Origin of the sequence: Sphingomonas olei (genome assembly GCF_045369765.1) — a bacterium.
Taxonomy (GTDB): domain Bacteria; phylum Pseudomonadota; class Alphaproteobacteria; order Sphingomonadales; family Sphingomonadaceae; genus Sphingomonas; species Sphingomonas panaciterrae.
This window is the reverse complement of the sequence record NZ_JBIQEU010000001.1, coordinates 207,293-227,221: the sequence shown is the minus strand read 5'-3', so window position 1 is coordinate 227,221 and position 19,929 is coordinate 207,293. Positions and strand designations below refer to the sequence as shown.

Here is a 19,929-nt window from a genome sequence, read left to right as displayed (position 1 = left end):
TTGATCGGAAAAATACTGCCTAGCCGCAGTTCTGCCGATCAACCTGACCGAACGAAACCCTTACCAGGGCTTGATTTCGGTGCCGTAGATCAGCGCGATGATGAAAGCGAGCATGTTGAACTCCCTAGTTTTTTAGCACCTTTGACGGTGCATGCTGTGATTTAACGATTTGTTTACCATATCACAAGCGCATTCATTCGGCCCATCTTGATCGTCCCGACTTTGGACGGTGATTAAAGGTATGTTTAGGCATGGTGCGCTAGCTGCGGCACGGTATGGCTGGCCCCGGCTCACAACCCGAAGTCCCCGCGTCGCGAGAGCAGGCGCTGGCAACGCTTTCCGCTTTGGCGGCGCAACGTCCCGCTTGGCGGTTCCTGGTCCTCGCGGAGATTGCCAATTTCGCGCGTGTTAGACGGCATGTTGGCTGCGCGCGCGCTGACCTCCTGATCACCGATGTCCAATCCCGGATTGAGGCTGCGCTGCCTGATCTGCGCCTTCTCGTGACCGGCAGAACCAGCATCGAGATTGCGTTCGAGGGTGGTCGAGCGGCGGACCTGGATGAGACGTTGGATCGCCTGCGCGACCTGTGTGAGCCGATGTTCGATCTGGACGGCGAAATGTATCAGGTCGATGTCGTGTTCGGCGCAGCGGCTGGCCGCGTGCCGCAAACCGATGAACTCAGGCTGGTCGAGGAGGCGGAGGCGGCGCTGGTCGAGGCCCGGTCGGCACACTCGCCGGTGCGGCATGACCTGGTGGGCCCGGAAGCGCGTGACATTCGCCGCGTGGCGGATGAACTGCGCACGGCGATTGCCGAGGATCAGCTGCTGCTCGCCTATCAGCCGAAGATCCACGTTCGGCGGCAGGAGATCAGCAGCGCCGAAGCACTTGTACGCTGGCACCATCCCGAGCGCGGCCTCGTGCTGCCGGGCGACTTCATCGGCGCGGCAGAGGACGGCGAGGTCATCGACCTGCTGACGCTGTGGACCATTCGCCGCGCGATCGACGATCAGCGCACGCTGCTTGCCGCCGGGCATGACCTGCGCATCTTCATCAATATCTCGGGTCAGTTGCTTGCCGATCAGACCTTCGTCGATGCCACCTGCCGGCTCGTTGCCGAGGCGGACGCCAAGCTCGGGTTCGAGGTGACGGAAACCTCCGTCATCCGCGATCCCGAATCGGCGATCGCCAACCTGCAACGCTTCGCCGACATTGGCATCATCGTCGCAATCGACGATTACGGCGCCGGCCTGTCGAGCTTGGCGTATCTGAAGCAGCTGCCGGCCCGGGAGCTGAAGATCGACAAGCTCTTCGTCACGCAGCTGACCAGCTCGAACCGCGACCCCCTCATCGTGCGCTCGACGATCGATCTGGCGCACGCCCTGGAGATGGAGGTCGTCGCCGAAGGCGTGGAAACGCATGCGGCGCTCGCCCTGCTGACCGTCATGGGATGCGACATGGTGCAGGGATTTCTCATCAGCCGCCCAGTCGCGCTGCCGGCGCTGATGGCCTTCCTTGAGGAGGACCAGCACCATCATGTCTCGCGAGATAGCCGCGCTTCATTCAACGGGTTGGCGACGGCGTGGAAGCGCGGGTGATGACGCGGGGCTTCCTGGCCCGCATTGTCGCAAGCATCCTCCCGCTGCTTCTCGCGGGAACTGCGCTTGCAGCGTCGACGCGCGACGCGCGATTTGACGTCATGATCGCGGGGATCAAGGCGGAGATACTGACGGATCCCGCGAGTGCCGTCGATCAAGCGTCTGCCGCATTGGATTACGCCCGGCGGGCCAAGTCGCCGCACATGGAGGCGACTACGCGATGGCTGCGCGGGGAGGCGAAGAGCCGTATCATCCAACACCAGGCTGCGGAGCAGGACCTTGCAGCCGCCCGCGTCCTCGTTGAGCGCACTGCGCCGAGATCACAGTTGAATGCCGACATTCTCCTCTCAGAGGGCGGTGTTCTGTATGCGACGGGCAAATTGGCTCGTGCGCTCGACGATCTGCGCCGAGCGCACGACATGTTCCGCGAATTGGGCGACACGCGCGGGCGCGCAAAAGCGCTGATCATGCTCGCCGTCGTTCACTCGATTGGCAAAGACCATGCGACGGCGTTGCGCTATTTCGATCAAGCCTTGGAGGTTTACCGCGGCGACCCAGGCTTGTTGTTGTCGATCCATAATGGTCGCGGCCTTGCTCTCAAGGATCTCGGCCGGTTGGCCCAGGCCGAGGCGGAATTCGGAAAAGCTCTGCACTACGCAGCGCAGATGAAGAGCAAGCTGGTATATGCTCAAGCCCTGACAAATATTGCTGATGTCCGGCTTGATCGTGGCAAGACCGTGAGCGCGGATGACGCCATCGATGAAGGTCTGGCCTTAACGCGCCAACCTGGAGCATCCTCCTATCATCCCAGCTTTGTCGTTCTTGCGGCAGACGCGGCAATACGGCGTGGTGCGGTCGGTACCGCCGAGCGGCTGATCTCGCAGCGCTTCGCCGGGACGGATCTCACCGCCACGCTGTCTCCTGACCGTCAGGCACATGATGTTGCGTACAAGATCTACTCAAAGGCGGGCCGCAGCGATCTCGCCCTCCAGCACCTGGCCGCGCTGAAGCGGCTCGATGATCTCGCAACCGAGACCGCGCGCTCCAACAGTGCCGCAATCGCCGCGGCGCGGTTCGACTTCGCCAATCAGGAACTGCGCATCGCCCAGCTGAAAGCGGCCGATCTCCAGAAGACCGTCGCGTTCGAACGCGCACGCACGCAGACGCAACAATGGATCACGCTTGGGGTGGGCGCAACGACGCTCCTGATCATCGGCCTGCTGGCATTCGGCCTGATCACCATCCGGCGCAGCCGCAACGCGCTCGCGCGGACCAATATCGCGCTCGGCAAGGCACTCACGGCGAAGACCGAATTCCTCGCGACCACCAGCCACGAGATCCGTACCCCGCTCAACGGCATCCTCGGCATGACGCAGGTGATGCTCGCCGACGAGCGGCTGGATGCGCCGACACGCGATCGGCTGGCGGTCGTTCAGGGCGCCGGCATCACGATGCGGGCGCTGGTCGACGACATCCTCGACGTCGCCAAGATCGAAACGGGCAAGATGACGCTGGAGGAAGCGCCGACCGACATCCGGCGCGTGCTGGAGGAGGCGGGCCAATTGTGGGTCGGCCCCGCGCGCGACAAGAAGCTGACGTTTGACCTCGCCATTGCCGATGCGCCGCAATGGGCGCTGGTCGACGGCATGCGCTTGCGCCAGATCATCTTCAACCTGCTTTCCAATGCGGTGAAGTTCACGCCCGCCGGCTCGGTGCGGGTCGAGGCCGCGGTGCACGGCGATCGGTGGCGGCTGACCGTCGCCGATACCGGAATTGGTATCGCCCCTGACAAGCACGAGATCATCTTCGAACCGTTTCGACAGGCCGATACGGGCACGACGCGCCAGTTCGGCGGCACGGGGCTGGGCCTGTCGATCTGCCGCAACCTGTCGCGCGCGATGGGGGGCGACGTCACCGTCTCCAGCGAAGAGGGCAAGGGAGCGACCTTCACGCTCGAGTTGCCGTATCAACCCGCCGCGCCCGCGGAGGAGGCTTCACCGCAGCCGGCAGGCGAGGGTGTGCTGGTGATCGATCGCAATCCCATCACGCGCGCGATGTTCAAGGCGCTGCTCGAGCCGCGCGGCGGCACCGTCGCCTTTGCAGCCAGCGCCAGCGAAGCAACCGAAATACTGTGCGACCGCCAGCCCGCCATCGTGCTGATCGATCACGCAACGCTTCAAGCTGTGGAGAATGCAGCGGCTGCGGTGGAGGAGATCGCAGCAGCCGCCCCGCACGCCAGGATCACGTTGCTCGGCCCGGCGATGGCCGAGGAAGAGCAGTCCGCACTTGCCGTATCAGGCGTGTCGCAGTTCATCGTAAAGCCCATCGCAAGGATAACTTGGTTAACGCCCTTTTCGGAGCCGAACAGAACGCAACTGGACTTGTCTTCGAGGCGGCTTGAGACGATAATAGTATCGGCAATGGAACAATCAGACTGCCTCTCCGGCAAACGCCCATGAACGTCCTTTTCATCGAGGACGACAGGATGAATCGTCGGGTCGTCCGCGACATGCTTCACGTGGCGGGTGCCGACATGATCGAGGCGGAAAGCGCAGAAGAGGGGCTGCGGCTGCTCGATGGGCAGGATTTCGACATGCTCCTGGTCGATCTGCGCATGCCGGGCATGGACGGTATCACCGCGATTCGTCACATTCGCGCGCGCCCTGATCAGAAGGGCCGGGTGCCGATCATCGTGGTGACGGCCGATACCGCGGTCGACCTGCGCGAACGCTGTCTTGCGGCGGGCGCTGATGACGTGATCTTCAAGCCCGTTGCGATGGACAATCTGTTCGATGCCATGGGTCGGGTGCTGGCCGCCGACGAGGGCGGCCTGATCGGCTGATCGCGGACCTTCGTCGCGGCTCAATAGCCCCGGTCGAGATCGGCGACATTCTCCATCGGCTGTTTCGCGCGGAAAGCGGCCAGGTTGCGCAGGAACAAAGCGGCTGCGCGCTGGAACATCTTGGTCTGGCTGCGGCCCGACAGATGCATCGAGATCATGCAATTGGGCGCGATCCACAGCGGATGATCCGCGGGCAGCGGCTCCGGATTCGTCGGGTCGAGAAAGGCGCCGCCGATCGACCCGCTCGACAATGCTGACAGCAGCGCGTCGTCATCGATCATGTCGCCGCGAGCGATGTTGATCAGCCATGCACCGCGCTTCATCGACGCGAGCTCCGCCGCCCCGATCATCGCCTTCGTCTCGCTGGTCGACGGCGCGGCCAGAATCACCCAGTCGTAATCGCCCAGTTGCGCGCGCCATGCGTCCGGGGTCAGCGTCCCGTCGCTGCCGGACCGGGTGACACCCGTCACCTCAACGCCGAACGCCGCTAGCCGCTCGGCGATCAAGCGGCCAATCGCGCCATAGCCGATGATGATCGCCTTGGTGTCGGCAAGCTCGATCTTGCCCGGCGAGTCGCGCAGCCACTCGGCGCGATCCTGGGCGCGCACCACTTCGTCGAAGCGCTTGGCCGCGGCCAACACGCCCAACACGGCATATTCCGCCACCGCAATGGCATTGATCCCGACGCCATTGGTCAACGTCGCCTCGCGTTCGCGCAGCGTGTCGAGCGGAAAGGCATCCAGTCCGGCATAGATCGTCGTCACCCAGCGCAGCGCCGGCCCCGCGGCGCGCAGCGTTTCCTCGGTCAGCCGCGTCGGCTGCATGTCCACCCACGCAATCTCGGCGTCGCCGATCATCTCCTTGGCGTCGGCAGGGCTGGACCACCATGCCACCTCCAGATCGTGAGGGAGCTGCGATTCCAGCAGCGGACGGGCGAGCGCGGGGAGAACAGCCTTCATGGACAAGGGTGATAGCGCGTGATCCAGGGGTCGCCTATCATCAACGCGTGATTGCCTTACTCATCGCCGCCGCCGCCCCGATGCCCGCTCCGGCCGCGGGGCTCGACGCCGCCAGCCTTGAAGCACTGCGCGCGATCGATCTACGCCTCGCCACCATCGCGCACCGCCTGGTCACTGCCAACGCGCCCTTGTGCCAGGATCAGGCGCCGGCGACCGGCATGGTGGTTCATGCGATCAACCAATATGACCGCGATACCCAGCCTGCCGCGCGGCAGGTGTTCGGCTTCTCCGCCCCGATCGCCGTGGAGGGCGTGGTGCCTGGCTCGGCCGCCGCGGCGGCGGGCGTCTCCGCTGATGATGGCCTGCTGTCGATCGGCGCGCGCGCGCTGACCGCCTCCAGTGCGCCGCCCTCCAGCGTTGATCGCGATTTGGCGCTCTCGCTTCTGGAAGGGGCCGCGTCGCCTGTTCGCGTTACGGTAACGCGCGGCGGCGGCGCGGCACAGGACATCGCGATCAACGCGCCCGCCGGCTGCCGCAGCCGGTTCGAGGTTCTGCTCGGCCCCGCGATGACGGCGCAGGCAGATGGCAAGATTGTGCAGATCGGGGTCCGCTTCTTTGAGCGCTATCGCGATGACGAGGTTGCCGTGATCGTCGCGCATGAACTGGCCCACAACATCCTGCGCCACCGCGTCCGGCTGGAGGCGGCGGGCGTGAAGGGCGGGCTGCTGGGGGAGATCGGCCGCAACGCCAGCCTCGGGCAGGCGGCGGAGCTCGAGGCCGATCAACTGGGCGTCGTCCTGCTCTACAATGCGGGCTATGATCCGGCGTCCGCCGCGCGCTTCTGGCAGCAGCGCGGCGGCGACATCGATGGCGGGCTGTTCCGCAGCCGCACCCATCCGGCAACGAAGCGGCGCGTCGCCGCGATCGATACCGCGGCCGCGTCGCTCGCAGAGCAACAGCGCCCCGTCATCCCGCCGATCCTCGCAGGGCGTGACCAGCCGATGAAGTAATGGGCCGGCCGCTCAGGCGGCCGGCACGCGCCAGTCCCAGCCCAGCGGATCGCCGTCCATCACCTCGACGCCGGCTGCCGCAAGCTCGTCGCGGATCGCGTCCGATGCGGCAAAGTCCTTCGCGGCCCGCGCTGCCTTGCGCTCCTCAAGCCGTGCCTCGATCACCTCCGCCGTGATCGTCGCCGTGGACGGTCGGACGCGAAGGTCCTCGCGCCGCAGCCTATCGAGCGGCAGGCCCAGAACCTCGACAAAGTCACCCATCGCGGCCAGCCGATCGCCGGCCGACACCTTCTTGTCTCCCAGCAACGCGTCGAGCACGGGCAGCACGCGCGGCGTTGCCAGATCGTCGGAGATCGCGGCATCAAGCTGCGCGCGATACTCGGCGGCAGAGCCCTTGGACGGGCCGTCCGCGCGCGACCGCAAGCCTTCGATCGCCTGCACCATCCGCTTCAATCGCACCTGTGCCGCGGCCAGATTCTCCCACGAGAACTCCAGCTCGCTGCGATAATGCGCCTGCAGGCACAGCATCCGGTACGACAGCGGATGGTAGCCACGGTCCACGAGCGCTTGCAGCGTCAGGAACTCTCCCGACGACTTGCTCATCTTGCCCGCCCGCTCGACCAGGAAGTTGTTGTGCATCCAGAAGGCGGCACCCGTGTCGGCGCAGTGGCAATGCGCCTGATTCTGCGCGATCTCGTTGGGATGGTGGATCTCGCGATGGTCGATCCCGCCGGTATGGATGTCGAACGATTCGCCCAGATACTTCTGGCTCATCACCGAACATTCCAGATGCCAGCCTGGCGCGCCGCGGCCCCAGGGCGAATCCCATTCCATCTGGCGGTTCTCACCCGGCGCGGAGGTGCGCCAGATCGCGAAATCCTGCGCATGGCGCTTGCCGTCGACCGGATCGATCCGACTCTCTCCCGCATCGTCCTTCAATCGCGCAAGGCGGCCGTAATCCGGCACCGTCGTCACATCGAAGTACAGCCCGCTTTCCAGACGGTAGCAATGCTTCGGCTCGATCGCGGCGGCGAAATCGATCATCTCCGCGATGTGATCGGTCGCCAGCGGCAGGTGAGTCGGGTTGCGGATGTTGAGATCCGCCAGGTTGCGCTTGAACGCGTCGGTGTAATGACGCGCGATCGCCCAGATGTCCTGACCCGCCCGTCGGGCGGCCGCTTCCATCTTGTCGTCACCGGCATCGGCGTCCGATGTCAGATGGCCGACATCGGTGATGTTGATGACATGGGTCAGGGCGTAACCCTTCCACGTCAGCGTGCGCGACAGCGTGTCGGTGAACACATAGGCGCGCAGATTGCCGATATGCGCGTAATTGTAGACGGTCGGGCCGCAGGAATAGACTCGCACCCCGCGCTGCGGATCAAGCGGTTCGAAAACGCGCAGGGAGCGCGACAGGCTGTCGTACAGCGATAACGGCGTCATGCCCGCGCTCTACCCGCGTGATCGGCGGCCGAAAAGGGCGGGTCTGGCGCTGTGATGTAATCGCCACAGACCAGCGGGTTGCACGGGTGGCGGGCTGGTGGTAGACGCAGCGGGTTCACGGCGCAGGCGATGCTTGGTGCCGCCGTTTCCGTTTGACGGAATCGGGCTGTTTCAGATCTCGGAGAAGTGTCGGTTTTATGCAGATCATCGTTCGCGACAACAACGTCGACCAGGCCCTGCGTGCGCTCAAGAAGAAGCTGCAGCGTGAAGGCGTGTACCGCGAGATGAAGTTGCGCCGCCACTATGAGAAGCCGTCGGAAAAGCGCGCTCGCGAGCGTGCCGCTGCGGTTCGTCGTGCGCGCAAGCTGGAGCGCAAGCGCGCCGAGCGTGACGGCGCCCGGTAAGAACCGGCTTTCTCGAGTCGGCTCGCCGCCAACAGTGCTGGCCGACTCGATCAAAGATATCTGATGTTGCCACCCGGGGGCGGTACGCCGCGTCCGGCCTTTACGGGGATCGCCATGTCGACCGTTACCGCTGTTCCGATCGCTCCGGTGAAGCGCAGCTATGTCGTCTGGTTGATCGTGGGCATCATCGCCGCGGTCATGGCCGCCGCCGCGCTGGCGGTGCAGGGGGATGATTTCCTCACCCGCAACGCCCGTGCCAAGGGTGTCGTGACGACGCCGTCCGGCCTTCAGTATCAGGTGATCGAGCCGGGTTCGGGAGCGAAGCCGACCGACACCGACGTCGCGCTGGTGATGTATGAGGGCAAGCTCCTCGACGGCACCACCTTCGACAAGTCGCAGCAGCCCACGCCGTTTCCGGTCACCGGCGTCGTTCCGGGGTTTTCCGAAGGCCTGAAGCTGATGCCGAAGGGGGCCAAGTATCGCTTCTGGATCAAGCCGGAGCTTGGCTATGGCGCCGAGACCAAGGGTCCTATCCCGGGCAACTCCACGCTCGTGTTCGACGTCGAGCTGCTCGACTTCCTGCCTGAGGCGGTGATCCGCCAGCTTCAGCAGCAGCAGATGGGCGGCGCAGCCGGCATGCCGGGTGCTGCGATGCCGGGTGCCGAGGCTCCGCCCCAGGGTCGCTGATCCTCGCACGAACCTGAATGATTTCGCACCGTCGTCGCTCCTAGCGGCGGCGGTGTTTTCTTATGTGCCACACGGCCTTGGACGCGAACGGGCTCTTGACCGAGACAGCCGTGGTCGCGGCCGATCAGTCGCGCGGCGTTGCGCCTATCCGGAGGGAGTGGCCCGGCTCACAGGCCTAAGGGGCACTGCAGTGGCAGCGATCGTCGCGCCCGCATACGCAGATAATCAGCATCGACAGGATGCCCCCAGCCGGCGCTTCGCCGACCGGGGGCTCCGGCGCTCAGAGCGTGCGGCCAACCATGATGGTGGGCGTGATGTCGGTGAAGTTCGGCACGTCGGCCTGAAGCTCGCCGATGCGCGGATTGGCCATCGCCTGGCCCATGCTTTCGGGCGAGGCAAAATGGAAATGCGCGATCAGCGCAAAGGGCGCAGCCCCGCCGCCCGGCGCCTGACCTTCGATCAGCTCGACTCGCTCGGGCTGCCAAATCTCCTTGGCGAGCTCGGCGTGCTTCGCCTTGTAATAGCTCGCGTCAAACTTCGCGCCGTCGTGATTCGGGTACAGCACACTGACGATCATTTTCCTCTCCCCTCAAGAAAACGGGCGCCCCCTTGTTGGGGACGCCCGCGATTGTTTTCATCAGGCGGCGTTTTCGCCGATGATGGTCTTCACTTCCATGAAGTCTGTCAGGCCCCATTTGCCACCCTCGCGGCCGTTGCCCGAGGATTTGTAGCCGCCAAAGGGCGTCGCGCCGTTCGGCCCCCAGGCGTTGATGGTGACAAGGCCCGCGCGCAGCTTGCCGGCGATCTTAGACGCCTCGGCAGGATCGCCGGAGATGGTCGCCGACAGGCCGTAATCGGTGTCGTTGGCCATCTCGACCGCCTGCTCGCTGTCCTCATAGGTCGTGATCGTCGCGACCGGGCCGAAGGTTTCCTCGCGATAGATGCGCATGTCGGGGGTCACATCGGCGAGGACGGTCGGCTTCACATAATAGCCGGCGTTGCGGCCATCGGGGCGACCTACGCCACCGGTGACGAGACGTGCGCCTTCGTCCAGCGCCGACTGGATCAGGTCCTGGATCTTCTCGAACTGGGCCTTGTTGACGACCGGGCCGATGTGCGCGCCCTGCTTGTCGGGGCTGTCGACCTGGGTCGCCTCCATGATCGCCTTCACGACTTCCTCGGCCTCGTTCACCTGGCTCTTGTGGACCAGGAGGCGGGTCGGAGCGATGCAGCTCTGGCCGGTGTTGGCGATGACGCCCGCCAGCGTCGGCGGCAGGACTTCGCCCAGCTTCGCGCCTTCCAGCACCACGTTCGGTGCCTTGCCGCCCAGTTCCTGGTGGACGCGCTTGACGGTCGCGGCGGCCGCGGTCGCGACCGCAACGCCTGCGCGGGTCGATCCGGTGAAGCTCACCATGTCGACGTCCTTGTGCGCCGAAAGCGCCGCGCCGACCGTCGGGCCGTCACCATTGACCAGGTTGAACACGCCCGCCGGGACTCCGGCCTCTTCCAGGATCTCGGCCAGGATCATGGCGTTGGTGGGGGCTTCTTCCGACGGCTTCAGAACCATCGTGTTGCCCGCCGCCAGCGCCGGCGCGACCTTGGCGCAGATCTGGTTCAGCGGCCAGTTCCACGGCGTGATCATCGCCACGACGCCGATCGGCTCGTGAACCACGCGCGCACCCTTGGCGGCCTGTTCGGAGAAGCTGAATTCCTTCAGCGCGGCCAGCGTGCCCATGAAATGGCCGAGGCCAGCGGGGGCCTGCGCCATGTTGGCGAAGGAGATCGGCGCACCCATTTCGCGGCTCGTCGCGGCGGCGAGGTCGGGGATACGTGCCTTGTAGCCGGCGATGATCCGCTCGAGCAGCGCGATACGATCCTCGACCGTCGACTGCGACCAGGTCTTGAACGCCTTCTTGGCGGCGGCCACCGCCTTGTTGACGTCCGCCTCGCTGCCCAGCGTTATTTCGGTGGTGGGCTGCTCGGTCGCGGGATCGATCACTTCGTGGCGCTTGCCGCCTTCGCTGTCGACCCAGGCGCCGTCGATATAATGTTTCAGATAGCTCTGCATGATGCCTCTCCGTCTCTTGAAATCGGCGTTTCCCTTCATGTGTGGGGCGCGATTAAGTCAGTTGCAACAGGAAACGCGACACGTTGCGGCCGTGCCGCGACGGGACAAGGGGCGCGCCCGTCATGGGCTGCGCGGCCCGCCCTGCGCCACTATCGCCACGGGAGCCTGCTCGCCGCGCGGCCCGACGCGGTGACCGACAAAGGGACCCGACCATGCGCACCGCTTCCGCCCTCCTTGCGCTTCTCCTCGCCGCCCCGGTGGCCAGCCAGCAGCGCGCGGCGCCGTTCACGGTGGCGGAGACGGGCGAGGGCTATGGCACGTTGGACGATGCGCTTCAGGCCAATCGCGGTCGCGACTTCACCGTCCTGATCGCGCCCGGCACCTACCGCGAATGTGCGATCCAGCAGGCCGGCCGGGTGACCTTCAAGGCGGTGCAGCCCGGCACCGTGATCTTCGAGGGCGCGTGCGAGGGGAAGGCGGCGCTGGTGCTGCGCGGCAAGGGATCGACCGTCGACGGCCTCGTCTTCCGCGGCATCCGCGTACCGGACGGCAATGGCGCGGGCATCCGCATCGAGATCGGCGACCTGGTGGTGCGCAACTCGATGTTCCTCGATAGTCAGGAGGGGATCCTGGGTGCGACCGACGATCCGGCGAGCGTCACGATCGACCGCTCCACCTTCTCGGGCCTTGGCCAATGCCATGAGACGGAGGATTGCGCCCATTCGATCTACCTCGCCAACCGCGGCAGCGTGACGATCACCAATTCGCGGTTCGAGCGGGGGGAGGGCGGCCATTATGTGAAGCTCCGCGCCCCGCGCGTGCGCATCATCGACAACAGCTTCGACGACAGCGCCGGCAACCGCACCAATTACATGATCGATCTGCCGGAGGGCGGTACCGGGGAGATCGCGCGCAACACCTTCGTGCAGGGACCGCGCAAGGAAAACTGGGGCGGCATGATCGTGGTCTCGGCCGAGCAGCGCAAATACAGCGCCGCCGGCCTTTCGATCCACGACAATGTCGCCAGTCTCGCGCCCGGTCAGCAGAAAAGCCCCGCCTTTGTCGCCAATGTCAGCGGTGACCGGCTGGCGATCGGCGCCAACCAGCTCGGTGCCGGCGTGCGCGCCTATGAGGTGCGCCAGCCCTGATTGGGGCGAAGAGTGCCGGCTGCCACCCTGACAGCCGGCGCTCCGCCGTCGACTAGCGGCAGGTGTCGCCCGCCCCGCTGTCCAGATCGAGGCAGCGGCCATCCAGCTTCTTCACCGGCAGGTTGATCGTCGCGGCCAGTGTCGGGACGATGTCCACCGTTTCGATCGACTGCGGCTGTTCAAAGCCGGCCATCCCCTTGCGCCAGAACAGGATCGGCACGCGGCGGTCGTAATCCCACGGGCTGCCATGCGTGGCGACATAGCCCGGGCCCGGCTTCGCAATCCCGCTGACGCGGGGCTTCAGCATGATCAGCAGGTCGCCCGAGCGTTCGGGATCGTAGGAGGCGTGCGCGCGCTGCTCCAGCGTCCAGGCTTCGGGCGGCAGGTCCGGGATCGTCGCCGCTGCGATCTGCTCGCGGGTCAGAACGGTGGCGACCTGCGGGAAGGCGCTGATCCGCTTCACCGCCTCGGCGAGTACTGCCTTGCGGCGGTTCGCCGGCACCGTGTTGGAGACATAGACGTCACCTTCCGATCCCAGCAGCACCGGTCCGGCGATACGCAGCTGCTTGCCGATTTCGGCGCCAATGTCGCGCACCGACAGCGCGGGGGTGACTCGCGTCTCGCCCGGCATGCCGCGCTGCTGCTGCCGCTCGGTCGCGTCATGGCCGCCATGGTCGGCGGTCAGCACCACCTGATAGTCGATCCCCCAGGAATCGAGCGCGGCGAAGAAGCCGCCCAGCGTCTTGTCGAGCTCCGCCATCTGCAGGCACATCTCGCCACCGCCGGGGCCATAGCCGTGGCCGACATAATCGGTCGCCGACGCGCCGATCGAGATGATGTCGGGCGCATCGCCCTTGCCGAGCTTCATGTCCTGGATCAGCCCCGCGGCGATCGCGAACACCGCGCCGTCAAGCGCTGGGGAGCCGCGGAACGCGCGCAAGTCCCCGGCCGCGCGGGCAAAGCGCCCGTCGCCGATCGTCTGGCCGCCAACCGTGATCGGCTGCATCAGCGGCCGGCAGAAGGCGGGCACCGCCAGCGGCTCCTGCGGCTGCGCGATCAGGCGGGCGACTGCCTCGCGCCCGCGCTGCACCGCTGGCGGCACGGGACGCTGGTCATAGGAGACGAAATCCTTGCCGTCCCAGAACCACAGTTCGTCCACCTGGTGGCCGCCCATCATGATCGCGGCGCGATCCTTGCCCGCGACCGAGACGACGCGGCTGGCGGGGTTCGCCGCCTTCATCATCTCGCCCAGCGTCGGCACCTTCAGGTGAAGATCCGCGACCTTGTAGTTGCGGTGATCGGTCCCCGGGATCCGCTCATCCTCGGAGCAATAGACTTCCTTGTCCTCGCGCGGCGCGTCCTGGTTGATCCAGTTGTTGGCGATGATGCCGGTGCGGCCCGGCCGCATCCCGGTCAGGATCGTCGAATGGCCGGGGCACGTCTCGGTCGCGGCGTGGCTCTGATAACCCGCGGGGAACACCGCGCCCTGCAACAGCCGCGCAAAGCCGTCGGTGAAGCGGTTGCGATATTGCGCGAACAGATTGGCGGAGAACTGGTCCACCGAAATCGCGACGATCAGCTTGGGCGGGGTACGCGGGGTAACCGCATTGCTGGGAACGGGGGCGGGTGCGGGCGGCTGGGCGGATTCGAGAACCGCCTCCTGCGCGGCAGCCGGAAGCGCGATGGAGGCAAGAAGCGCGGCGAGAAGAGCTTTCATCATGAACCTTGGTGCTTGGCGACGAGGCGGGGTATGTGCCGGGCATGACGGCGAGGCAAGCTTGGGTAGCGACCCTGTTTTTCATGGTCATGACGGTGCTGGCGACTGTCGCGCCGGCGCAGACCCGTCATGTGGCGATCACCCTGGTGCCCGAGACGGCGCGCCCGGCCGCCGGCAGTACCGTGACGCTCGCGTTCGATTCGCGGCCCGAGCCGGAATGGCACGGCTATTGGCGCAATCCGGGCGATGCCGGGATCGAGACTCAGCTCGACTGGAAACTGCCCGAGGGCGTGAGCGCGGGCGAACTGCGCTATCCGGTGCCCGAGCGGCTGATCGTCGGCGGGCTGATGAACTATGTCTATGAGGCGCCCTTCGCCCAGTTGGTCGACCTGAAGATCCCCGCCGGCCTGCCCGCCGGCACGCGCCTGCCGGTGTCGGTAAAGGCGGACTATCTGGTCTGCACCAAGGAGATCTGCGTTCCGGAAAGCCAGACGCTGTCGACCGAACTCGTCGTCGGCGACGGCGCGGTGGATCCCGCAACCCGCGCGCGCTTCGACCAATGGCGCCAGAAGCTGCCCCGGCCCCTGGGCTCGACCGCGACATGGCAGGCAGCCAATGGCCAGTTCCGCCTCGCCGTGCCGTTCCCTGCCGATGCGTCCATTCGCGACGCCTATTTCTACCCGCTCGCCGGTGGCGCAATCGATTATGCCGCGCCGCAGAGCGTGACGCGCGATGGCGACCAGCTCGTCGTCGCAACAAAGGCCGCATCGACCCCTGCGACTGGCGCGATCGAGGGCGTGCTGGCGACCGGCGACGGGCAGGGCTTCGCGATCAGCGCCAACCCGGGCAGCGTCGCTGCGCCGGCGCCCGCGGCAGCGACCGGCGCGCTGATGCCGGCGCTGCTCGCCTTTGCCGGCGCATTGCTCGGCGGCCTGCTGCTCAACATCATGCCCTGCGTCTTCCCGATCCTCAGCCTGAAGGCGCTGGGGCTCGCGCGTTCGGGTGAGACGGAGAGCGCAGCGCGGCGTGAGGCGCTGGCCTATACCGCCGGTGTCGTGCTGGTCTGCCTGGCGCTGGGCGGCGTGCTGCTGGCCTTGCGCGCTGGCGGCGCCAGTGTCGGCTGGGCGTTCCAGTTGCAGGATCCGCGCGTCATCGGCGTGCTCCTGCTGCTGGTCATGGGGATCGCGCTCAACCTCGCCGGGCTCTTCGAGCTGCCGACGCCGCGCTTCGCCAGCCGCTCGGGGACCGGCAGCGCCTTTGCCACCGGCGCTCTCGCGGCGTTCGTGGCGACGCCGTGCACCGGGCCGTTCATGGGCGCGGCGCTGGGCGCCGCGCTGGTCCTCCCGCCGCTTGCTGCGATGCTGGTGTTCGCCGGGCTGGGACTTGGCATCGCGCTGCCGTTCCTTGCGATCGGCTTCGTCCCCGCGCTGCGCCGCCGCTTGCCCAAGCCCGGGCCGTGGATGGCGCGGCTGCGGCGCATCCTGTCGGTGCCGATGTTCCTCACCGCGCTGGCGCTCGCCTGGGTGCTCGGGCGTCAGGCGGGCGTCGACGGCATGACGATCGGGCTCGGCGCCACCTTGCTCGCCGCCTTCGGCCTGTGGTGGTCTGGTCGCCGCCAGGCCGCTGGGCGCGAGCGTGTATGGTGGCCCGCCGTACCAGCGATCGCGCTGGCGCTGGCCGGCGTGCTGCTGGTCCGTGCCGCGCCGCCCGCTGCCGCGGTCGCCTCTGCCACCGGTGAGCCCTTCACCGAGGCGCGACTCGCCGCGCTGCGTGCCGAGGGGCGGCCGGTGTTCGCCTATTTCACCGCTGACTGGTGCGTGACGTGCAAGGTCAATGAAAAGACCGCGATCGAGACCGACGCCGCGCGCCAGGCCTTTGCCGATGGCAATGTCGCGGTGCTGGTCGGCGACTGGACCGACGGCGATCCCGCGCTCGGCCGCTTCATCGAAGCGCACAACCGCGCCGGCGTGCCGCTCTATCTCTGGTATCCGACCGGCGCCGATCGGCCGCAGGTCTTGCCGCAATTGCTGACCAGCGGCATGCTGGCGGCATTGCCGGGGGGCACGAAAAGTTGAGGAGAGCGATGATGCGCCTGCTTCCTTTTGCGATCGTGGCCCTGGTCGCGACGCCCGCCGCCGCCGAACAGACGACCGGCCAGCCCGCCGGCAACTTCCGCCTCATGGACGCCGATGGCAAGGCGGTGACGCTGTCGCAGTTCAAGGGCCGCCCCGTGGTGCTCGAATGGAACAACCCCGGCTGCCCCTTCGTGCAAAAGCATTACGACAGCGGCAACATGCGGGCCGCGCAGGCCAAGGCGAAGGCGATGGGCGCCGCGTGGCTTACCATCAATTCCGGCGCCCCGGGCAAGCAGGGCCATATGACCGGCGCCGAGGCAAAGGCGTTTCTCGCCGCGCAAAAGGCGCAGCCGACCGCCTACCTCCTCGATCCGCAGGGCCGCGTCGGCAAGGGCTATGGCGCCAAGACCACCCCGCACATGTATCTGATCGATGCCTCTGGGAAGCTCGTCTACCAGGGCGGGATCGACGACAAGCCGACCGCTGACAAGGCCGACATTCCGGGCGCGCGCAACCACCTGCTCGCCGCCTTGGGAGAGGTGAAGGCCGGCAAGAAAGTGTCCGTGCCCGAGGCGCGCCCCTATGGCTGTTCGGTGAAATACGCGGACTGAGCACGACGGAACGCCGCCACAATGGCGGCGTTTTCGTATGCGGCTGTCGCCGCGCTCTTGTGCGGCGCAACATTATCGCACAGCATGCACCCGAAACGATCTTGGAGCGTTATCGGTCGGATGGGGACTCGGGCATTCGACGAAATCATGGGGCTGGGTGCGCAGACGCGCCCGGAAATGGACAATCTTGTCCGGTGGCTGGACGAAACGCCGTCCGGCGAATTGCGCCGGCGGCAGGAGGCGGCCGAAACCACCTTTCGCCAGCTCGGCATCACCTTTGCGGTCTACGGCGATAGCGACGCGAGCGAGCGGATCATCCCGTTCGACATCGTGCCGCGCGTCTTTCTTGCGGACGAATGGGCGCGCCTGTCGCAGGGGCTGGTCCAGCGGGTGGAGGCGATCAACGCCTTCCTCGACGACATCTATGGCGCGCAGGAGATATTGAAGGCCGGCGTGCTGCCGGAGGAACTGATCTTCCTCAACCCGCAGTTCCGCCCCGAGATCTTCGGCATCCGCCCGCCGCACGGGATCTGGGCGCATATCTGCGGGATCGACCTGGTCCGTACCGGCGCCGACGAATTCTACGTGCTGGAGGACAATGCCCGCACGCCATCTGGCGTCAGCTACATGCTGGAAAATCGCGAGGCGATGGTGCGGCTCTGCCCCGAGTTGTTCGAGCAGTTCCGTGTCGCCGCGGTCGACAGCTACCCCGATCGCCTGCTGGAAACGATGCGCTCGGTCGCGCCGCGCGGCTGCGCGCAGAACCCGACCTGCGTCGTGCTGACCCCCGGCCACTTCAACTCCGCCTATTACGAACACAGCTTCCTCGCCGATTCGATGGGCATCGAGCTGGTCGAGGCGGCGGACCTCGTGGTCGATGACGACATGGTCTACATGCGGACCATCGCTGGCCGCGTGAAGGTGGACGTGATCTACCGCCGCGTCGACGACGACTTCCTCGATCCTTTGGTGTTCCGTCCCGATTCGCTGCTCGGCGTCCCCGGCCTCATCGCCGCTTATGCCGCCGGCAACGTCGCGATCATCAACGCGCCGGGCAACGGCATCGCCGACGACAAGGCGATCTACAGCTACATGCCCGAAATCGTCCGCTTCTATTCGGGCGCCGAGGCGAAGCTGCCCAATGTCGAAACCTGGCGCTGCCGTGAGCCGGAGGCGCTTCGCTACACGCTCGACCACCTCGACGAACTGGTGGTGAAGCTGGTCGACGGCTCGGGCGGCTACGGCATGCTCGTCGGCCCGACGGCCAGCAAGGAGGAGGTCGCCACCTTCCGCGCCGTGCTGGAAAAGGAGCCGCATCGCTACATCGCGCAGCCGACGCTCGCGCTTTCGACTGTGCCCACGTTGGTTGATCAGGGTGTCGCACCGCGCCACGTCGATTTCCGCCCCTTCGTCCTGACCGGCTCGAAAGGCGTTCAGGTGGTCCCCGGCGGCCTCACCCGCGTCGCGCTTCGCGAAGGATCGCTGGTCGTCAATTCGTCGCAGGGCGGCGGCACCAAGGATTCGTTCGTGCTGCTCGATGATCAGTGGCGCCAGTCGCAGACGATGGGCACGATGACGCAGGAGCAGAGCCTGTGAGCCCCGCGCTTCGCCGCTCCGTTTGGGGGGGCGCGCGATGCTGAGCCGTACCGCCAGCTCGCTCTACTGGCTCGGCCGCTACATCGAACGTGCCGATTTCATCGCCCGGCTGGTCGAGGCGACGATCCGCCTCGATGTCCTGTCCGCCCGCCCAGCGGGGGAGGCGGCGTGGCTCTCCGCGTTGACCGTCACTGATACGGAGGCTGCGTTCAAGTCGACCGGCGCCAGCCTGACGCGCGAGGCCGTCTCGCGCTTCCTCACCAGCGATACGTCGCACCCCGGCTCGCTCGTGCGCAGCCTCGACATGGCGCGGATGAACGCCCGCGCCGTGCGCACCGCCCTGACGCGAGAGGCCTGGTCCGCGATCAACGGCGCCTGGCTGGTGTTCGACAAGCGCGTCAGCCGGCTCGATCCCGATCGTGCGCTGGCGCTGGTCGATGCGGTGAAGGCCGAGACTCGCGGGTTCGAGGGCGCGCTGCACCGCATGTTGCGCAACCAGACGACGTTGTTCATCCGCTTGGGCCAGGCGACGGAGCGGGTGGACAACACCGCGCGTCTGCTGGACGTCAAATACCATATCCTCCTTCCCGAAGGGCAGGAGGTCGGCGGCGCGGTCGATCGCGATCAATGGACCACCATCCTGCAGACGGTGTCGGCCGTCACCGCCTTCCGCTGGCTCTACAATGACGGGCTGCAGCCCGCGAACGTGATCGACCTGCTGCTCTCGCGCGTTGAACTGCCGCGCAGCATTGCCGGCGCGATCGAGGAGGTGACCGACGTGCTGACCCAGCTTGCCAAGCGCACCGGCACCAATGGCGAGGCGGATCGCATGGCCCGCACCCGCCACGCGCGGGTCAGCAAGACGCGCACCAGCGACGTCATCGTGTCCGGCTTGCACCAGCATCTCGAGGCGCTGATCGCCGAGAATGATCAACTTCACGCGGCGATCGGCCGCCAGTTCAAGTTCGCCTGATGCGCCTGTCGATCGATCACCGCACCTTTTACGCCTTCACCGCGCCGCAGGGCCGTGTCGTGCAATTGCTGCGGCTCACCCCCTCTGACCTGCACGACCAGACGGTCGCCTCCTGGCATATCGCGGTCGATTGCGATGCCCGCATGACGCACCATCGCGACGGCTTCGGCAATGCCACCACCATGCTCTATTGCGAAGGCCCGCTCGACCAGCTTGAGCTGACCGTCACAGGGGAGGTGGTGACCAGCCCGTCGGCCGGCGTGCTGCACGGCGCGCATGAGCTGCTGCCGCCGCGCTTCTTCCTGCGCACGACGCCGACCACCGCGGCCGACGCGGAGATTGCCGATTTCGCCACGCGTGCTGCCGCCGGCACCGACATTCCCGCGCTGCACCGGCTGAACCATGCGGTGCGTGATCGCTTCGCCGACGATTGCGGCCGGCCGGAGGCTGGCCTTGCCGTCACCGACGCATTCGCGCGCGACGCGTTGACCGCGCGCGACATGGCGCAGGTGTTCATCGGCGCCGCCCGCGCGATCGGCGTGCCCGCACGCTACGTCTCGGGCTATTGCGACCTCGCGGGCGATCACCGCCCCACGCCGCATGGCTGGGCGGAGGCATGGCAGGAAGGCTTGGGCTGGGTCGGCTTCGATCCCTGGCTCGGCCAATCGCCGGAGGAGCATCACGTCCGCGTCGCCGTCGCGCTTGATGCGGCGCAGGCGGCACCGGTGGCGGGATCACGCCTCGGCGATGGGCGCGAGGCGCTGGAGGTCGACGTCACGGTGCAGGGCGCGGACTAAGCGC

At 66.6% G+C, this 19,929-nt stretch carries 17 protein-coding genes; 12 read left to right on the top strand and 5 right to left on the bottom strand.

Annotated features, from left to right (window positions below):
* The first annotated feature begins 500 nt into the window (after positions 1–500).
* From ACH0BU_RS01160 to ACH0BU_RS01150, 3 genes are read left to right on the top strand one after another with little or no spacing between them, the layout of a single operon-like run.
* The gene (locus tag ACH0BU_RS01160; protein WP_500263554.1) at positions 501–1,595 is read left to right on the top strand and encodes an EAL domain-containing protein; all 1,095 of its coding nucleotides are present in this window, start codon (positions 501–503) and stop codon (positions 1,593–1,595) included.
* The gene (locus tag ACH0BU_RS01155; protein ID WP_500263553.1) at positions 1,595–4,054 is read left to right on the top strand and encodes a sensor histidine kinase; all 2,460 of its coding nucleotides are present in this window, start codon (positions 1,595–1,597) and stop codon (positions 4,052–4,054) included. The genes ACH0BU_RS01160 and ACH0BU_RS01155 overlap by 1 nt, the downstream gene beginning before the upstream one ends.
* Entirely contained in the window at positions 4,051–4,437 is a 387-nt protein-coding gene (locus tag ACH0BU_RS01150; RefSeq protein WP_046409240.1) for a response regulator, read from the top strand. Before ACH0BU_RS01155 ends, ACH0BU_RS01150 begins: the two co-directional genes overlap by 4 nt.
* Before the next feature lie 20 nt (positions 4,438–4,457).
* Here the strand turns inward: ACH0BU_RS01150 and ACH0BU_RS01145 are convergent, their stop codons facing one another.
* Entirely contained in the window at positions 4,458–5,396 is a 939-nt protein-coding gene (locus ACH0BU_RS01145; RefSeq protein WP_500263552.1) for a D-2-hydroxyacid dehydrogenase, read from the bottom strand.
* A gap of 47 nt (positions 5,397–5,443) precedes the next feature.
* Between ACH0BU_RS01145 and ACH0BU_RS01140 the strand changes: the two genes are divergently transcribed.
* Positions 5,444–6,406 carry a M48 family metallopeptidase gene (locus ACH0BU_RS01140; protein WP_500263551.1) on the top strand — a complete coding sequence of 321 codons (963 nt, stop codon included), beginning with the start codon at positions 5,444–5,446 and terminating at the stop codon, positions 6,404–6,406.
* A gap of 12 nt (positions 6,407–6,418) precedes the next feature.
* On the opposite strand, the gene cysS is transcribed toward ACH0BU_RS01140, so the two are convergent.
* Entirely contained in the window at positions 6,419–7,849 is a 1,431-nt protein-coding gene (cysS, locus tag ACH0BU_RS01135) for a cysteine--tRNA ligase (RefSeq protein ID WP_500263550.1), read from the bottom strand.
* A gap of 197 nt (positions 7,850–8,046) precedes the next feature.
* On the opposite strand from cysS, the gene rpsU reads away from it, so the two are divergent.
* Together rpsU and ACH0BU_RS01125 are read left to right on the top strand one after the other, a co-directional pair.
* On the top strand, positions 8,047–8,253 hold the full coding sequence (gene rpsU / locus ACH0BU_RS01130) for a 30S ribosomal protein S21 (RefSeq protein WP_007404630.1): 207 nt from the start codon (positions 8,047–8,049) through the stop codon (positions 8,251–8,253).
* A 114-nt stretch (positions 8,254–8,367) separates the two neighbouring features.
* A complete protein-coding gene (locus ACH0BU_RS01125) occupies positions 8,368–8,940 on the top strand; it encodes an FKBP-type peptidyl-prolyl cis-trans isomerase (RefSeq protein ID WP_046409243.1) in 573 nt (190 codons plus the stop codon).
* A gap of 280 nt (positions 8,941–9,220) precedes the next feature.
* Here ACH0BU_RS01125 and ACH0BU_RS01120 read toward each other — a convergent pair whose 3' ends face one another.
* Both ACH0BU_RS01120 and ACH0BU_RS01115 read right to left on the bottom strand, forming a co-directional pair.
* Positions 9,221–9,517 (bottom strand): EthD family reductase, encoded by a 297-nt coding sequence (locus ACH0BU_RS01120; RefSeq protein WP_500263549.1) that lies wholly within the window; start codon positions 9,515–9,517, stop codon positions 9,221–9,223.
* A 60-nt stretch (positions 9,518–9,577) separates the two neighbouring features.
* Complete coding sequence (locus ACH0BU_RS01115) at positions 9,578–11,008, bottom strand: aldehyde dehydrogenase family protein (protein WP_046409245.1); 1,431 nt, start codon at positions 11,006–11,008, stop codon at positions 9,578–9,580.
* 212 nt (positions 11,009–11,220) lie between these two features.
* Here ACH0BU_RS01115 and ACH0BU_RS01110 point away from each other — a divergent pair, with 212 nt between their 5' ends.
* The gene (locus ACH0BU_RS01110) at positions 11,221–12,156 is read left to right on the top strand and encodes a right-handed parallel beta-helix repeat-containing protein (RefSeq protein ID WP_500263548.1); all 936 of its coding nucleotides are present in this window, start codon (positions 11,221–11,223) and stop codon (positions 12,154–12,156) included.
* Positions 12,157–12,208: 52 nt separating this feature from the next.
* Here the strand turns inward: ACH0BU_RS01110 and ACH0BU_RS01105 are convergent, their stop codons facing one another.
* Positions 12,209–13,876 (bottom strand): alkaline phosphatase family protein, encoded by a 1,668-nt coding sequence (locus tag ACH0BU_RS01105; RefSeq protein ID WP_500263547.1) that lies wholly within the window; start codon positions 13,874–13,876, stop codon positions 12,209–12,211.
* A gap of 86 nt (positions 13,877–13,962) precedes the next feature.
* Between ACH0BU_RS01105 and ACH0BU_RS01100 the strand changes: the two genes are divergently transcribed.
* The 5 genes from ACH0BU_RS01100 (at position 13,963) to ACH0BU_RS01080 (ending at position 19,925) form a co-directional block, all read left to right on the top strand.
* A complete protein-coding gene (locus ACH0BU_RS01100; protein WP_500263677.1) occupies positions 13,963–15,948 on the top strand; it encodes a protein-disulfide reductase DsbD family protein in 1,986 nt (661 codons plus the stop codon).
* An 11-nt stretch (positions 15,949–15,959) separates the two neighbouring features.
* Positions 15,960–16,559: a thioredoxin family protein gene (locus ACH0BU_RS01095; RefSeq protein ID WP_500263546.1), complete on the top strand. Its 600-nt coding sequence runs from the start codon at positions 15,960–15,962 to the stop codon at positions 16,557–16,559.
* A 120-nt stretch (positions 16,560–16,679) separates the two neighbouring features.
* Positions 16,680–18,155: a circularly permuted type 2 ATP-grasp protein gene (locus ACH0BU_RS01090; RefSeq protein ID WP_500263545.1), complete on the top strand. Its 1,476-nt coding sequence runs from the start codon at positions 16,680–16,682 to the stop codon at positions 18,153–18,155.
* 37 nt (positions 18,156–18,192) lie between these two features.
* Entirely contained in the window at positions 18,193–19,128 is a 936-nt protein-coding gene (locus ACH0BU_RS01085; RefSeq protein WP_500263544.1) for an alpha-E domain-containing protein, read from the top strand.
* Positions 19,128–19,925: a transglutaminase family protein gene (locus tag ACH0BU_RS01080; protein ID WP_500263543.1), complete on the top strand. Its 798-nt coding sequence runs from the start codon at positions 19,128–19,130 to the stop codon at positions 19,923–19,925. Before ACH0BU_RS01085 ends, ACH0BU_RS01080 begins: the two co-directional genes overlap by 1 nt.
* The last annotated feature ends 4 nt before the right edge of the window (positions 19,926–19,929 follow it).

Coding starts and splice junctions, on each gene's coding strand:
- ACH0BU_RS01155 (WP_500263553.1), top strand. CDS start 1,595: ATGACGCGGGGCTTCCTGGCCCGCATTGTCGCAAGCATCCTCCCGCTG.
- ACH0BU_RS01150 (WP_046409240.1), top strand. CDS start 4,051: ATGAACGTCCTTTTCATCGAGGACGACAGGATGAATCGTCGGGTCGTC.
- ACH0BU_RS01145 (WP_500263552.1), bottom strand. CDS start 5,396: ATGAAGGCTGTTCTCCCCGCGCTCGCCCGTCCGCTGCTGGAATCGCAG.
- cysS (WP_500263550.1), bottom strand. CDS start 7,849: ATGACGCCGTTATCGCTGTACGACAGCCTGTCGCGCTCCCTGCGCGTT.
- rpsU (WP_007404630.1), top strand. CDS start 8,047: ATGCAGATCATCGTTCGCGACAACAACGTCGACCAGGCCCTGCGTGCG.
- ACH0BU_RS01125 (WP_046409243.1), top strand. CDS start 8,368: ATGTCGACCGTTACCGCTGTTCCGATCGCTCCGGTGAAGCGCAGCTAT.
- ACH0BU_RS01120 (WP_500263549.1), bottom strand. CDS start 9,517: ATGATCGTCAGTGTGCTGTACCCGAATCACGACGGCGCGAAGTTTGAC.
- ACH0BU_RS01115 (WP_046409245.1), bottom strand. CDS start 11,008: ATGCAGAGCTATCTGAAACATTATATCGACGGCGCCTGGGTCGACAGC.
- ACH0BU_RS01110 (WP_500263548.1), top strand. CDS start 11,221: ATGCGCACCGCTTCCGCCCTCCTTGCGCTTCTCCTCGCCGCCCCGGTG.
- ACH0BU_RS01105 (WP_500263547.1), bottom strand. CDS start 13,876: ATGATGAAAGCTCTTCTCGCCGCGCTTCTTGCCTCCATCGCGCTTCCG.
- ACH0BU_RS01100 (WP_500263677.1), top strand. CDS start 13,963: ATGACGGTGCTGGCGACTGTCGCGCCGGCGCAGACCCGTCATGTGGCG.
- ACH0BU_RS01095 (WP_500263546.1), top strand. CDS start 15,960: ATGCGCCTGCTTCCTTTTGCGATCGTGGCCCTGGTCGCGACGCCCGCC.
- ACH0BU_RS01090 (WP_500263545.1), top strand. CDS start 16,680: ATGGGGACTCGGGCATTCGACGAAATCATGGGGCTGGGTGCGCAGACG.
- ACH0BU_RS01085 (WP_500263544.1), top strand. CDS start 18,193: ATGCTGAGCCGTACCGCCAGCTCGCTCTACTGGCTCGGCCGCTACATC.
- ACH0BU_RS01080 (WP_500263543.1), top strand. CDS start 19,128: ATGCGCCTGTCGATCGATCACCGCACCTTTTACGCCTTCACCGCGCCG.